Origin of the sequence: Paraburkholderia phenazinium (assembly GCF_900142845.1) — a bacterium.
In the GTDB taxonomy this organism is placed as follows: domain Bacteria; phylum Pseudomonadota; class Gammaproteobacteria; order Burkholderiales; family Burkholderiaceae; genus Paraburkholderia; species Paraburkholderia phenazinium_A.
In genome coordinates this window covers 2690753-2705845 of sequence record NZ_FSRU01000002.1, presented here as the reverse complement: position 1 = coordinate 2705845, position 15093 = coordinate 2690753, and the positions used below count along the sequence as shown (strand labels likewise).

Annotated in this window: 11 protein-coding genes; 9 read left to right on the top strand and 2 right to left on the bottom strand. The window is 63.8% G+C overall.

Annotated features, from left to right (window positions below; all coding sequences use genetic code 11):
• The first annotated feature begins 22 nt into the window (after positions 1-22).
• The 3 genes from BUS12_RS29095 to BUS12_RS29085 all read left to right on the top strand — a co-directional run bounded on the left by BUS12_RS29095 (position 23) and on the right by BUS12_RS29085 (position 6383).
• On the top strand, positions 23-4420 hold the full coding sequence (locus BUS12_RS29095) for an ATP-binding protein (protein WP_083640755.1): 4398 nt from the start codon (positions 23-25) through the stop codon (positions 4418-4420).
• Between the two features lie 375 nt (positions 4421-4795).
• Positions 4796-5230 (top strand): CHRD domain-containing protein, encoded by a 435-nt coding sequence (locus BUS12_RS29090; protein ID WP_074300815.1) that lies wholly within the window; start codon positions 4796-4798, stop codon positions 5228-5230.
• A gap of 193 nt (positions 5231-5423) precedes the next feature.
• Complete coding sequence (locus tag BUS12_RS29085) at positions 5424-6383, top strand: alpha/beta hydrolase (protein ID WP_074300814.1); 960 nt, start codon at positions 5424-5426, stop codon at positions 6381-6383.
• Here BUS12_RS29085 and BUS12_RS29080 read toward each other — a convergent pair.
• Complete coding sequence (locus BUS12_RS29080; RefSeq protein WP_074300813.1) at positions 6353-7195, bottom strand: EcsC family protein; 843 nt, start codon at positions 7193-7195, stop codon at positions 6353-6355. The two genes, BUS12_RS29085 and BUS12_RS29080, sit on opposite strands and share 31 nt — an antisense overlap.
• Before the next feature lie 142 nt (positions 7196-7337).
• Between BUS12_RS29080 and BUS12_RS29075 the strand changes: the two genes are divergently transcribed.
• Together BUS12_RS29075 and BUS12_RS29070 are read left to right on the top strand one after the other, a co-directional pair.
• Complete coding sequence (locus tag BUS12_RS29075; RefSeq protein ID WP_074300812.1) at positions 7338-8933, top strand: MDR family MFS transporter; 1596 nt, start codon at positions 7338-7340, stop codon at positions 8931-8933.
• Positions 8934-8962: 29 nt separating this feature from the next.
• Positions 8963-9418 carry a MarR family winged helix-turn-helix transcriptional regulator gene (locus tag BUS12_RS29070; RefSeq protein WP_074300811.1) on the top strand — a complete coding sequence of 152 codons (456 nt, stop codon included), beginning with the start codon at positions 8963-8965 and terminating at the stop codon, positions 9416-9418.
• Positions 9419-9460: 42 nt separating this feature from the next.
• Here the strand turns inward: BUS12_RS29070 and BUS12_RS29065 are convergent, their stop codons facing one another.
• Positions 9461-10738: an amino acid deaminase gene (locus tag BUS12_RS29065; protein ID WP_074300810.1), complete on the bottom strand. Its 1278-nt coding sequence runs from the start codon at positions 10736-10738 to the stop codon at positions 9461-9463.
• Between the two features lie 175 nt (positions 10739-10913).
• Between BUS12_RS29065 and BUS12_RS29060 the strand changes: the two genes are divergently transcribed.
• From BUS12_RS29060 to BUS12_RS29045, 4 genes are all read left to right on the top strand, one after another.
• A complete protein-coding gene (locus BUS12_RS29060) occupies positions 10914-11804 on the top strand; it encodes a MurR/RpiR family transcriptional regulator (protein ID WP_074300809.1) in 891 nt (296 codons plus the stop codon).
• Between the two features lie 3 nt (positions 11805-11807).
• The gene (locus BUS12_RS29055; protein WP_074300808.1) at positions 11808-13289 is read left to right on the top strand and encodes an N-acyl-D-amino-acid deacylase family protein; all 1482 of its coding nucleotides are present in this window, start codon (positions 11808-11810) and stop codon (positions 13287-13289) included.
• 103 nt (positions 13290-13392) lie between these two features.
• A complete protein-coding gene (locus BUS12_RS29050; RefSeq protein ID WP_074300807.1) occupies positions 13393-13785 on the top strand; it encodes a RidA family protein in 393 nt (130 codons plus the stop codon).
• A gap of 427 nt (positions 13786-14212) precedes the next feature.
• On the top strand, positions 14213-14683 hold the full coding sequence (locus BUS12_RS29045) for a hypothetical protein (protein WP_074300806.1): 471 nt from the start codon (positions 14213-14215) through the stop codon (positions 14681-14683).
• The last annotated feature ends 410 nt before the right edge of the window (positions 14684-15093 follow it).

The window sequence follows — 15093 nt, the reverse complement described above, 5'->3', positions numbered from 1 at the left end:
GCGGAGCGTCGCGGTTTTGCTCATGCTGCTCGTCACTCAGTTCGCGCTTGCGGCAACACCGGTGTTAGCAGGCGGAGACACCGCGTCCGCCGCAACCGCGGCGAGCGGCGCCGTTCCGGCGAAGCTCGTCGTCGGGACGCTCGCGGGCGGATGGGGGCCCTTCGAGGAAGTGGCAGACGGCCGTCTGAGCGGATTAAGCGCGGATTACCTGCGCGCGCTCGTCGGCCCGGGCGTCGTGATCGAACCGGTGACCTATCCCGACATGCCGCGACTTCTCGCGGCCGTGGCGGCCGGCAAGGTCGACCTGTTGATGAGTATCGCCCGCACTCCTGAGCGGGAGCACAGCCTCAGCTTTACGGCGCCGTATTTCCGGGCCTCCACTTCCGTCGTGGTGAAGGCCGATGGCAACGCCGTCAAGGACCCCGCGCAGTTGGCCAATACCCGTCTCGCCATCGAAAAAGGCTTCGCGCTCGAGCGCGTGCTGCGCGAACGTTTTCCCCATGCGCAGATCGCTTCGTTTGCCGACACGGGCACAGCGTTGCAAGCCGTCGCGCAAGGTGACGCGGACGCCTATCTGGGCTTCACGCCCTCGGTTCAATACGCGCTGTCGAACGAGGCATTTCGTGGTTTGCGCATCGCCTTCGAAGATAGCGGTAGGCCCAGTGAGCTGCGCTTCGCCGTTTCGCGCGACCACGGCGCTCTGCGCGATCAGCTCGATCGTGCGCTTGCGGCGTTGTATCCCTCGGACGAGACCGCCATTCGCGCGCGCTGGCTCGGCACAAGTTTCGACTCTCCGTCCATCTATCCCGCGAAACGTCTGGTGCTGACTCCTGCCGAGCAGACCTGGCTGCGCTCGCTGCCGCCGCTCACCATGGGCTTCGACAGCGGCTGGCCGCCATTCAGTTACCTCGACGATGGAGGGCATCCAAGCGGCATCGCCGCCGAATATCTCGACTATCTGAGCCGCACACTAGGCGTCCAGTTCACCCGGCCGCCGCTTGCCAACTGGTCTGCGACGATAGGCGCCTTTCAGCGCGGCGAGCTGGCGGTTCTGGCCACTTCATCGCGCGGCGACCCGCGTCTGAAAAATGCGGTGAACACCCGTCCTTACGAGAGCTACCCGCTTGTCATCGTGGGGCGCGAGGACGAGCCCGCCGCGCGGAGTCTGAATGATTTCGCGGCGCGTCGCATCGCCATGTCCGCGCATGTGGCCGGGTCCATTCCGCTGTCCGCGTACAACGTTCCGGCAACGAACATCACGGTCGCACCAAGCCTTGACGACGCACTCGATCTGGTCGCGCGCGGCAAGGCCGATGTGCTGGTCGGCAACGTGGCTGCCGTCGATCTCGAGTTGAAGCCGCGCTATGCAGGCGAGCTGAAGATCCTTGGCACGGTCGGCGAATCGGACTCGTTGGGTTTCGCCGTGCGCTCCGATCTGGCGCCGCTGGCCGGGTTGATCGATCGCGCGCTGCTGGCGATGCCACCCGCAGAAAAGCAACGTATCCGTCAGAAATGGGTAACCGGAAATACCGGAGAGCACGGCGCCTGGAGCGTGACGGCGGTGCGTTTGCTGCCGTTGCTGATCGGCATTGGCGCGGTGCTGGCGGTGACGCTGCGCGCCTACCTGCTGCTGCAGCGCGAGGTGCGGCGGCGCAAGCAGACCGAACTGGAACTGGCAGCGCAGTTGAATTTCCAGCAGACCATGATGGAGACGGTGCCTTATCCGCTCGTCGCCAAAGACCTTGAAGGGCGTTATATCGCCATCAATCGCGCTTACGAGGAGAGTTCGGGTTTGCGGCGCGAGCAAGTGATGGGACTGACCAGCGAGCAGGTGCAGGCCTGGGGCCCACTCAACAGCCGCCGACTCGAACAGGCGACGCGCGAGATGCTGGAAACCGGCGAGCGTGCCCAACTCGAACTCGAGTTCGAGGACGCCAACGGCGATGGGCGTCATGGCCTGTTCTGGACCAGCATTTGTCATCGCGTCGACGGCCAGCCCTCGTGCGTGCTGGGCACGATGGTCGACATCACGGATATCCGGCGAGCCGAGATGCTCGCTCGTGAGAACGAGCGGCGCCTGTTCGACGTCACGCGCTCGCTGCCGGCCGTGGTATTTCAGTTGCGGCGCGATGCGGATGGCCGCTACTCGTTTCCGTATATTGGGGGTGACGCCGAGCATTTGCTGGGTGGCCACAGCAGCGCGTTCACGAGCCGCGGCGCGATCGACTTCGAGCGCGTCTGCGAGGAAGACCGGCCGCGCGTGCTGGCCGAACTCGAACGCTCGGCACGCGCCGGAACCCAGATTCATATGGAGTTTCGCTTCCTGGCGTCCGACGGCCTCAAGTGGGTGCGGGCGGAACTGGTGCCGCGTCGCGAATCTCCCGACAGTGTGGTCTGGAGCGGTTACTGGGTGGACGCCAGCGCGGAGCACGCTCGCTCGGAGGAGCTGGCGCGTGCACGCGATCTCGCCGAAGCGGCATCGCGCGCCAAGGACGATTTCCTCGCCATGATGAGCCACGAAATCCGCACGCCGATGAACGGTGTGCTCGGGCTCGTCGAGGTGCTGGAACGTACGCGCCTGAACGCCGATCAGGGCGAAATGCTCGGCATGATCCACGAGTCCGCCGGCGCCTTGCTGCAGATTCTGGACGATCTGCTCGACTATTCGAAGATCGAAGCCGGGCGGCTCACGATTGAAGCGGAGCCGATCGACATGCGCGAACTGGTCGACAACGCCGTGGGCCTGCTTGCCGGGCGCGCGCACGAGAAGGGCCTGAAAGTGCGCGTGGACATTGCGCCCGAGGTGGCGGCGAGCTTGCGGGGCGACAGCGTGCGGCTGCGGCAGATTCTCTTCAACCTGCTCGGCAATGCCATCAAGTTCACGCCGGTCGGCGAGGTCGACGTGCGGGTCGCGGTCACCGAACAGACCCACGCGGCGCAGACGCTCGAGATGACGGTTGAAGACACCGGCATCGGTATCGCGCCTGACGTGCAGGCGCGCCTGTTCGAGCCGTTCGTGCAGGCGGAATCGTCGACGACGCGGCGCTTCGGCGGCACAGGGCTTGGCTTGACCATCTGTCGCAAGCTCATCGCCCTGATGGACGGTGTGCTGGAGTTGCAGAGCACACCTGGCGTGGGAACCCGCATGACCGTGCGGCTCGCGATGCCCATCGAGGCGCAGCGCTACAAGGTGGGCGGTCTGCGCGGCAAGCGCGGTGTCGTCGCCGTGGCCGACGCTCGCGTCGCGCAGGCGCTGGTGCATTTTGGCCAGGCGCTCGGTATCGAATTGCGCAGGGTGGGGCTGGGTAGCGCAGAGTTGAGCGACCCGGCGGCGCTGGCTGGCGCGGACCTGATTTTCCTGAGCGAGGGGATCGAAATACCAGGCGCCGCGCGTCTCGGCTCGCGTCTGATCTGCCTGACGGAGAAACCCAAGCCGACCGGTTACCGCATTCTCGACGACACCGTGCGCGTCAGCATCAACCCCATCTCCTGGCGCGGACTCGGTGCAGCGTGTGCGGCGGCGTTGACCGGCCTGTCGACTCCTGCGCCGCGTTCACGCGGCCTTGCCGAAGCGGGCTCGGCTCCGCCGGACCGGGAGCGTGCCATCGCAAGCGGCCGCCTGATCCTCGTGGCGGAGGACCATCCGGTCAATCAGGAGTTGATCCGTCATCAACTGACGCTGCTCGGGTTCGCGTGCGACGTTGTAAACGACGGCGTAGAAGCGCTCGCCGCGCTGAAACAGACAAGCTACGGATGCCTGATCACCGATTGCCATATGCCAAACCTGTCCGGCTACGAACTGGCACGTCGAGTGCGCGAAGCTGAAGAGGCACAGGGCAGCGGCGCGCAGCATCTGCCGATCCTCGGCATCACGGCCAACACTGCGCCGGAGGATTTGAGCCAATGCCGCGACGCCGGCATGGACGATTGCCTCGTCAAGCCCACCCGTCTCGCGACCCTGCGCGAACATCTGAGCCGCTGGTTCGGCGCGGATGGGGCGCGCCAGGCCGCGATGCCGGCCGACGCGGTCAGCGTCCCGCTGGCCGTCCCAGAGCAAGGGCAGGAGTCCGTCGAACCCTTCGTGCCCGTGGATCTTGGCCACATGACGCAGTTGTGGGGCAGTGAATCGACCGTGAAGGCGTTGCTGGATTCGTTCGTCACGTCCGTGCGGGACGACGTCCGGGCGTTGCCGACGTTGCTCGATGACGCGAATGTCGCGCAATTGCGCGAATGGCATCACCGGGTGGCGGGCGCGGTGGGCGTGCTGCAGTATCCGCCACTCCTCACCGCGCTGGAACAATACCGGGCCGGTATGGCCGTCAAGACGCCCGATTCGCTCCGCGCGGATGGCCTCGCGCTCGTCAGAAAATGCCACGCCATGCTCGACGGGATCGAAGAGCAGGCTGCACTGCTCGCCTGATCAGGCTGCGGCCGCGCCGCGGCGCATGTCGCGAATCGGCTCATCGGCGCCACCGGGCACAGCCTTCCCGTTCTTCCAGACGAAAAAAAACGCGGCCGAAGCCGCGTTAAAGATTGGAGACATCCTTCGATGAAGGAGTCACTTCTCGCTAACCGAAGCATAGCGCTCCATCGCGAGTCGATTCTGTGCAAAATGCGCAATTAAGTATTTTGAAATGTTGAACCGGGTGGCGGCACGGTTTCTGCCGGGAAGGAATCGGCCGTGCGTCGGATGGTCCAGTCAGCCCAACGTCAGCGAGTGAATTGCACTAGTATGTGGTGGCTCCGTGCGCAGCCTGTCCGCTGGTGCGGCGGTGCACCAAGTCCGGAGAAAAATATGATTGCAATTCGGAAGCTGAGTCTGGGCGTCGTGTTGTGGGCGCTGGCGTCGGGGATCGCCTTCGCAGACACGGTGGCGCTCAAGGCCGACCTCGAACCGTCGAGCGAAGTCCCACCGCGCGTGAGTCACGGGCACGGCATGCTGAACGCCACCTTCGATACGTCGACCAAGGCGTTGCAGTGGACGATCACTTACGAAGGCCTGTCCAGTCCCACCACGGGGGCTCACTTCCACGGTCCGGCGCCGGTCGGGCAGAACGCCAAGGTCCAGGTTCCGATCGAGAAGGGGGCGCTCGCCAGCCCGATCAAAGGTTCGGCGACCCTATCGGATCAGCAGGTAACCGACCTGATGGCCGGCCAATGGTATTTCAACATCCATACCGTGCAGAACCCATCGGGTGAGATTCGCGGTCAGGTGTTGCCTTCCAACTAACCGGCGCGTCGTAGCCACAGCCATAGCCGTCGGCTGGTCGGAATGAATATCACGCTCTCGTCCCGGACGCGGCACATGCCGATCACGAAGGCCCCCGTTCAGGTCGCATTCCAGCCGGATTAGAACCGCTCACCCAGCGACGTGCCCACGAACGCACGTACCATGACCGTCAAGCGTTCACGGAGGGGATCCGATGAGTTGGCAAAGTGCTCTCGCATGCTGGTATCTGCGCCGTCAGTTTCGACCGGCCACGCAAAAGACGGAGATCAATGTCGCGGGCGCGCGCGCCCTGACGGCAAAGCGCGCATGGTCACCGAAAGTGCCGTCCGGGTGGCGCTTGCGCGAACAGTACGGCGTCGGCGAGACGTTGCGCGGCGAGTGGCTGGAACCTGCCGCCGCCGGTGCTGCCCACGCGGCCGGCACTCCTACCATCCTTTATCTGCACGGCGGCGGTTACTACTTCTGTTCGCCGCGTTCGCACCGGTCGCTCGTGTTCGGCCTCGCGACGCGCTCGCGCGCGCCCGCGTTTTCGCTCGATTACCGGCTCGCACCCGAAGCCCGGTTTCCCGCTGCACTCGACGATGCGCTGGCCGCCTACCGCCAACTGCTCGCGGACGGCACGCCGGCGCGATCGATCGTGATCTCCGGCGACTCCGCGGGCGGCGGTCTTGCATTGGCGACCCTCGTCGCACTGCGCGACGCCGGCGATCCGTTGCCGGCGGGTGGCCTGCTGTTCTCACCGTGGACGGATCTGGGCGCGAGCGGCGCGTCGATCCGCACCAACGACGGCGTCGACCCGATGTTCAGCGGTCCCGCCATCGGCCGGGCGGCCAAGCTCTATCTGGGCGATACGCCAGCCACTCATCCCTATGCGTCGCCGGTCTATGCGGACCTCCACGGCTTGCCGCCGCTGTTCATTCAGGCTGGCAGCACCGAGGTGTTGCTGGACGACGCGCGACGGGTAGCCGAGACCGCGCGTTCGGCGGGCGTGTCGGTCGAATTGCAGATCTGGCCGAACATGCCGCACGTCTGGCAGATCTTCACGCCCTTCATCCCGGAGGCGCGACGGGCGCTCGACGGCGCCGCCGGTTTCGTGCGCCAGGTGACGAGCCCGCGCAGCAGTCAGCCGTCGAGCGCGATGTCGATGGTCTGATAGGCGGACTTGACGAGTTCCGGTCCGTACTGGCGCTCGAGCCGGCGCACCGTGAAGTGGCCATGCGCCACCAGCTGGAAGTGGTCCATGAACACCGTATTGACCATCGCGCCGAGCACGGCGCCGATCGCCGGGATCGACTTGGCCGCGATCTGTTCGCTCACCTGAACGGAAAAGCGCGAGGCGATGGTGTTGAGCAGACGCAGCAGTGCGGCTGAGCCGTGCGCGGTGAAGCCCTTGGTCGCAATCTCCGACGACGCCTTCGAGACCGCCTGGGCCAGCGCGCCGCGCATGATGAAATAGCCGAAGTCGGCATCGTCGTCGGCTTTCGACGTGCCGCCCATCCCCAGCACCGTGAGACATTGCAACTGCGTGTCGATCGACGACAGGTCCTCACCCTCGCTGCGGGCGATGTCGCAGATCGAGCGGAACATCAGCGTGGTCGTGACCGGCAATTCCACCGGTAGTGCGAATAGCCCGAAGGCCCCGCCGGCCGCACCCGTTGTCGCCACCGCGAACTTGTGCAGCAGATTGCTGGGCTTGTCCGGCACCATTATCGGCGTGGCGCCGTCCTGACGCCCGAGCGTGCGTAGCGCGATCTGCAGGCACTTGCGTAGCGCGAGCTGGGTGGCGTCGGTCACCTTTTCGTTGGCGATGGCCGGCATCCGCGACAGCAGCTTTTCGAGCGGCGCCCCGACGATGCTGGCAAGTTTCATCGCCAGCGCCGGGCTTTCCAGCTCGTGTTTTGCGCGGCGCAGCGCAATCAGGTCTTCGTCGGACAAGCTTTGTTCGGCGAGCGAAGTGGACTCCATGTGCCTCCCTGGCGCAGGCGGATTCTGTAGATAGTTCGATCGGCGGCGAACCGGAATGTGCACCGTCACTCGCAGTTTAGAGCGCCATAACATGGTATGATTCCCTATTGTTTGACGCGTCAACTGTTGCGCTATCAAAAATATGGCCGTCCATACCGCGGCTCACCACTCGAGTGGGCAAGTCTTACCGTTCCGGGAATCGCTGATGGCGATGCTCGGCGTGTCTTTCGTGACGATGCTGGTCGCGCTCGACCAAACCGTCGTCGGCACCGCGTTGCCCACGATCGTGGCCGAGCTCAAAGGCTTCGAGCTCTACGCGTGGGTCGCCACGTCGTACCTGCTGACCTCGGTCATCACGGTGCCGATCTTCGGCCGCCTCGGCGACTACTACGGGCGCAAGCCGTTCGTGATTGCGTCGATCGTGGTCTTCACGGCCGCGTCGGTACTGTGCGGCATGGCCAACAGCATGCTGTTCCTCGTGCTGGCGCGCGGTCTGCAGGGTATCGGCGGCGGTATGCTGGTCGGCACCGCCTTCGCCTGTATTCCCGATCTGTTCCCCGATTCTGTCGTCCGTCTGCGCTGGCAGGTGCTGATGAGTTCGGCGTTCGGCATCGCCAACGCTATCGGACCATCGCTCGGCGGCTTTCTCACGCAGTACTATGGGTGGCGTTCGGTCTTCTATGTGAATCTGCCGGTCGGCTTGCTGTCGCTGTTCTTCGTCTGGCGCTTCCTGCCGCATTTACGGCATGTCGAGCACGAAGGCAAGATGCGCCTCGATTGGCCCGGCGCGTTGCTGATCGCCATCTCGCTCGGCTCGCTGCAATTGTTCGTCGAGATGCTGCCTAAACACGGCGTGACGTTTACGGCCGTTGCCCTGCTGGTGGCGAGCGTGGCCTCGGCCTACTCGCTGTGGAAATGGGAACAGCGTTGCCCGACGGCCATTCTGCCGGTCGACATGTTCCGCAACCGCAGTCTCGCCGCATTGTTCACGCTGGCCGTGCTCGGCGGTTTTTCGATGTTCTCCCTGCTGTTCTACGCACCGCTGCTGTTCCAGGGCGGCTTTGGCATGTCGCCGAAGGAGGCGGGCCTCGTGATCACGCCGCTGGTCGTGTTCATTACGATTGGCAGCATCGCCAACGGCCGGATCGTGTCGCGGGTGCGCAATCCGAATCTGATGCTGTATATCGGCTTTACGATGATGGCGCTGGCGTGTCTCGGCGTCGTGGTGGCGACCCGCGCGATGCCGCAATGGCTGTTGATGACGTTCATGGTGATCGGCGGTCTTGGTCTTGGCTTTGTGATGCCGAATCTGACGATCTTCGCGCAGCAAACCGCCGGGCGGGAACACCTTGGTATTGCGACGGCGTTGCTGCAATCGCTGCGGATGATTGGCGGGATGATCGGCACGGCGCTGACCGGTACGCTCGTGACGCATATGTACGCGAGCGGCGTGCGTAGCGCGCTGGAGCGCGATCAGGCCACGCACTGGTTCTCCGATCTCGGGGATCCGCAGATCCTCATCAATCACGACGCGCAAGCCACCTTGCTGGGCCAGTTGACGCACGCCGGCCACAACGGTGCAATGCTGCTCGAGTCGGCGCGCGAAGCGCTTGTCTCGGCGATTCATCTGGGTCTCGCGCTGGCCGCCGTGATCGCCGTCGTGTCGGTCTGGCAGAGCCACCGTGTGCCGCCTATCAAGATCCGGCGTCAGGTTGAACCGGTCATCCACGCAGATTGAGTTTCGAACACCCGCATCGTCGGTACACCATGGAAGATCAGGATCGCATCGCCATCGTTCAGCAATTCGGCCGCACCTATCGGGCGTTCATGTCGGCGTTCGAGGCGCAGGTTGGGCATCCCATGCCGCGTTGGCGTGTGATGCTGGCCTTGCACGACCAGGGTGGAGAGTCGTCGCAGAAGCGACTCGTCGAGCGCCTGCGGGTCGATCCCGGTGCATTGACGCGGCAGTTGAAAGCGCTCGAAGTGCTGGGCTGGATTTCGCGCAGCATGGACGAGCGCGATAACCGCGTGACCAACGTGCGTCTCACGGACGCGGGCATGGCCGCGACAGCAGAGAGCCTGCCGCGCCGCAACGCTTTCCTGCATGACACGATCGCCGGGGTGCCGGACGACGCGCTGGCTGCGCTATCCGGTGCGTTGAAGATGCTCGAGGTACGGATTGGCGAGGTCAGCGCGGCGGGAGTGGCGCAAGACGCTCAGTGAGCGGCAAGCGCTCACGCTTACCGCTCCTCGTATGTTCCTCTGTCAGAAGAACGTCTCGATCACTTCCGTGACCTGATACGACGGATCCACCACCAGCAACTGGCGCCACTTATCGAAGGTCAGGCAGGGATGCGAGATGTCGAACGCAATCATGTCGCCGACTTTCAGATCTGCTCCGGCGGGAATCCGCAGATACGCGTGCTGATCCATCATGCTGAAAATCTCCCAACCCTCGCTGGCCGCAATCTCGCGCGGCGCTTCGTTGCCCGGACGGTAGTGGCGGGCGGGTTCGGGCATGCCGGCGTCGAAAGCGGAATCACGCTTGCCGAGTCCGATGATGGCGCGGTCCGGTTCGGGAATCGACTGCACATAGGCCCACAGTTGCAGCGCCGGCAGTAGCCCCTCACCCATCTTCCTGGCCACCGGATTGCGCGCAAAAATGTCCGTCTGCGCTTTCCGGTAGACGCCGACGTCATGCGTCAGATAGCAGCCCGGCCGCAGCACGACTTCCACCTCGCCCGCTTGCGATGCCTTCACGAATTCTTCCGCCACCACGTCGTACCAGGCCGAGCCGGCGCCGGACAGAATGGCCGGCGTGCGCGCAAAGCGTCCTTCGTCAGTCAGCGTGCGCGTGATGGCCACGGCGCTCTGCAGAAACTCGCGCACCTCCTGCTCTTCCTTCAGCACACCCTCGTACAGTTCGACGCCGGCGAGCTTCAGCGCATCCGGGTAGCGCGCGATCGCATCGAGTACCGCGTTGCGCTGTGCCTCGTCGCGCACGCCAGTGCGCCCGCCCGGCACGCCGAGTTCGAGCAGCACGTTCAGCGATTTGCGCACCGAGCCGAAGAACTTGCCGAGTTGCTCGACGCCCTCAACCGAATCCACCAGGCAGAAGAACTCGAACTCGGGATCGCTCAGCATTTCGGCGATCATCAGCATGTTGCGGCGACCGACCAGTTGATTGGCCATCAGGACGCGCGACACGCCGCCGTGATAAGCGGCCCGCACCTGGTGAGCGGTGGCGAGCGTGATGCCCCATGCGCCGGTTTCGAGCTGACGGCGAAACAGTTGCGGCGCCATGGTGGTCTTGCCGTGCGGCGCGAGCTTGACGCCGTATTCCGCGACGAACGCTTGCATCCACTTCAGGTTGTGCTCGATGCGATCTGCGTAGAGCACGGCGGCCGGCAGGCTCACGTCCTCGTTCAGCAGATTCCATTCAAGGCGGCCGGCGTCCATCAACTGGATACTGGTGCCCGGAACCATGCCCAAGCCCTTGCTATAAGGATCAATCGTTGCGCCCTGATAGTTTGTAACTTTCATGTAATCCTGCTCCATCGTCCAGATAAATTGCAGCGAAGTTGACTTTCACATGTTACCGAAAGTAGGATGTTTCCTGAAATGTTATTTAGTACCACGGCGGCACAGCCGGTTGGTACAAGGTGCCGCGCGCGGCGTTTCGGGCGCCGCTACGGTCCCCACGATCCTGACGTCCCTCATGAACTCCAGCGCTGAACCGCTTACTTTCGACATCGTCGCCCGCATCGCCGAATGCGCGCCGGAGTTGCGCTCGGCCGAGCGCAAGGTAGCCGCGCTGATCCTCGACGACCTGACCGGCGCATCGCGCGCGAGCATTGGCGCGCTGGCGCGGCAGGCGGGGGTGAGCGTCGCCACGGTCACACGCTTCGCCAAGGCCGTGGGCTGCCGTGACGTGCGCGAACTGAAGCTGCGGCTCGCCCAGGCGGCGGCGGTGGGCCAGCGCTTTTTGCAAAGCGGCGCGTCGGCACAGACGCCTGAACCGCTTGCTACCCGGGTGTTCGAGGAAGTGCAGACCGCGCTGACTCATAACCATCAGTTGCTGCGCAAGGCGCCGGTCGCCGAGGCCGCCGCCGCCTTGCGCGAAGCGCGCATGATCTACGTGTTCGGCATGGGCGGCGGTTCGACCTCGCTGGCCGATGAAATGCGCTTTCGCCTTGTGCGCCTCGGCCGGCCGGTGGCAACCTACCAGGACGGCTTGCTGCAACGCATGGTGGCAAGCACGGTATCGCGCGAATGTGTCGTGATTGCGTTATCGGCCACCGGACGGGTGCCGGAGATGGTGGAGAACTGCCGCATCGCGCGCAGCTACGGCGCGACGCTGATCACGCTGACCGCGCCCGCATCGCCGCTGGCGCGGCTGGCCGACTGGGTGATCCCGATCGTCGCTTTCGAAACCGATTTCATTTACAAGCCATCGTCATCCCGCTACGCGATGATGATGGCGCTCGATGTTCTCGTCACCGAACTCGCTGTCAGCCAGGGTGACGAGAGCCGCGAATTGCTGCGCCGCATGAAACACGCGCTGGATGCGCACCGCGGCGGCGGCGACCGACAACCGCTAGGAGACTGACCCATGCATTCGCATCCCGAAGCCGCGGACACGCTGATCATCGACGCACAACTGTACGACGGCACAGGCGCGCCTCCGGTCGAACGCGACGTGGCCGTGCGTGACGGCAAGATTGTGGCGATCGGCAATCTGTCGAACTGGCTGGCCGAAGAGATCATCGAAGCGAACGGACGGGCGCTGGCGCCAGGGTTTATCGACGTCCACACGCACGACGACACCCACGTGATTCGCGCGCCGCAAATGCTGCCGAAGATCAGCCAGGGGGTGACGACGGTGATCGTCGGCAACTGCGGCATCAGCGCGTCGCCGGTGGCGTTGAAGGGCGATCCGCCCGATCCGATGAACCTGCTCGGCGAGCGCGACGCGTTCCAGTATCCGACCTTCGCTGCGTACGTCGAAGCCGTGAATGCGGCGCGCCCGGCGGTGAACGTCGGCGCGCTGATCGGGCATACGGCGCTGCGCAACAACCAGATGGACCGGCTCGACCGTGCGGCCACCGCGCAGGAAATCGAAGGGATGTGCGCGCAGCTGGAAGAGGCGCTTCAGCATGGCGCGCTCGGGCTGAGTTCGGGCCTGGCGTACGGCTCAGCGTTCTCGGCGCCGACGGAAGAAGTGATGGCGCTCGCCGAGCCTCTCGCGGCGGTCGGTGCGCTGTACACGACGCACATGCGCACGGAGTTCGAGGCGATTCTCGACGCGATGGATGAGGCCTACCGCGTGGGACGTCACGCGCGGGTGCCGGTGGTGATTTCGCATCTGAAGTGCGCGGGGCCGTCGAACTGGGGGCGCAGCCCCGAGGTGCTGAAGTCGCTGGAGGGCGCGCGTCGATTGCAGCCGATTGGCTGCGACTGTTATCCGTACAACCGTAGTTCGTCGACTTTGGATCTGAAGCAGGTGACGGGCGATATCAACATCACGATTACGTGGTCGGAGCCGCATCCGGAGATGGCCGGCAAGCTGGTGAAGGTGATTGCCGCGGAGTGGGGTGTGTCGCAGCAGGAGGCGGGCAAGCGTTTGCAGCCGGCGGGCGCGGTGTATCACAACATGTCGGAGGACGACGTGATGCGCATCCTGGCGCATCCGGCGACGATGGTGGGCTCCGATGGCTTGCCGAACGATCCGTTGCCGCATCCGCGCTTGTGGGGCGCGTTCCCGCGCGTGCTGGGGCATTACGCGCGTGATGTGAGGTTGTTGCCGCTGGAGGAGGCGGTGCGCAAGATGACGAGCTTGTCGGCGCGGCGCTTTGGGTTGACGCAGCGTGGCGAGGTGCATATCGGGTATCACGCGGATCTGGTGCTGTTCGACCCGGCGCGTGTGCGCGATGCGGCGACGTTCGAGAAGCCGCAGCAGCCGGCGGATGGGATTGACGCGGTGTGGGTGAATGGCGTGTTGTCGTATCGGGATGGGCAGCCGACCGGTGAGCGGGCCGGGCATTTTGTGGCGCGCGGTGCGGCATCGCGGGTGGATGCGCAGGGCGTGTTTTGAGGGTTTGTTTTTGTTGATGCGGTGCGTGTTTGGCTTGGGTGCTTTGGTGCTTGCGATTGGGCCTGAGCCTGCGTGCCGCTGGATCTTATAAGGAGTGTTTTCGATGAAGCGTTATGGCGTTGAAGGTGGCAAGGGAACCGGCGGGCAGCATATGCCGTTCGCGCGTGCGGTTGAAGCGGATGGGTGGTTGTTCGTGTCGGGGCAGACGCCGATGGAGAACGGCGAAGTGATCGAGGGCGGGATTGTGGCGCAGTCGCACAAGGCGATTCAGAACGTCTTCGCTATTCTCAAGGAAGCTGGATATGGCGCTGAACACGTGGTTCGGTGCGGCGTGTGGCTTGATGATCCGCGGGACTTTGCTTCGTTCAATAAAGTGTTTCGCGAGTATTTTGGGGAGAATCCTCCGGCGCGGGCATGCGTGGTTTCCAGCATGGTGATTGACTGTAAAGTCGAAGTTGATTGCGTTGCTTATAAGGCGCCTGCTGGGAAGGCTTGAGGTTTGGGCGTTGCGTCTGACGGAGTCGGGACAGGTCCGTCAGACCGCTGACTCTGAGCGGTCCGCTGTGTGATCCACTTGGATCGTAGTGCCAGGTAAATTGCAATTAGATAAATCCGATTTTCTGGAATATTTGTATTTCCCCTGAATAGTTGATGGGTTTCGGCGTAGGCGGTTTTATACTTTTCCTCGCCATTGGCAACAACCGATGGTCAGGTTTAGCAGCCTGCGTCATAACCCGCACCCCCGTCCAGGCGGGGCGTGCGTCTGCTGCTGCACGTCTGTCTTCAATGGGCGGGCCGTAGCGGGGGAGCCGCAAGGCTCGCCGGTTTGGTTATGACCCGGTCTGCTAACCCCGTTACGTGCCCGCTCACCCCATCTGTAAGCGAGTGTCGGGCGATCCAGGGATACAACCGGAAATCGCACCATGACCCAATCGGCTGAACACAAACACCTTGCGCCACCCAAGCCTGTCAGCGCCATCCACCATGAGCGCGTTGCGCGCTCTGCCTTTGAGTTTTGCGAAGGGCAGATAGATAACCTTAGGAGACTTGTCGAGTTGTCGGCGGCCATGCTTAGGGCTCCTGCGATGACGTTTCAGGAGCGACAAAGTCAACATGTGCTGCTCGGGCTGCTCGTTGATACGGCGGAGACGTATTTGAGGGAGGCGGAAGGCTCACTTGAGATGTTCCGCATTATTGCTTGCGATGCGGGCGGGGTGCCGGATACGAGGCTCGATGCTCGGTCGGCCGCGCGGCTTCTGACGTCGGAGCGGAAAGCGGAAGGTGATTCCCGCGGGGCTCGAGGTGGGGCTAAAGGCGTTAGAAGTAAAGCGGTGTCAGCGAAACGCGTTAAGCTGGCGACAACCGATGTGCAGGCGGTAGCTGTGCAGCACTGAGAGCACGTACACATGGCGCAAAGTAACGACGAAGGCTGGGAGCGATCGCGCCTTTACGGCGTTGCAACGAGGATGAAGGAACCGCCCGAATTGGAGGAGTCGGCCCACCACATTTCAGACCGAACACGCCGCCAGAGCAAAACACTGGGCATTGCTCGAACCTGCCTCTGTACATGGGCCGACATGGGATTGAATCACTTTGGGGCCATGCACGGTAGAGACTCTACGAAATTCGACAGTGGAGAACTGCGGTTCATTGCGAACGACGTTCTCCAAGAAGTACAAATGGACTATACCTATCGGCGGGGCGCGAAGCGCGACGCTGGAGCGGATGATGGCTGTGTCACTAACGCTTGTAGCGCGAGAGCCCATCTCGTCTCGGACCACTCCGTGGTCGCATGAGAGGTGGC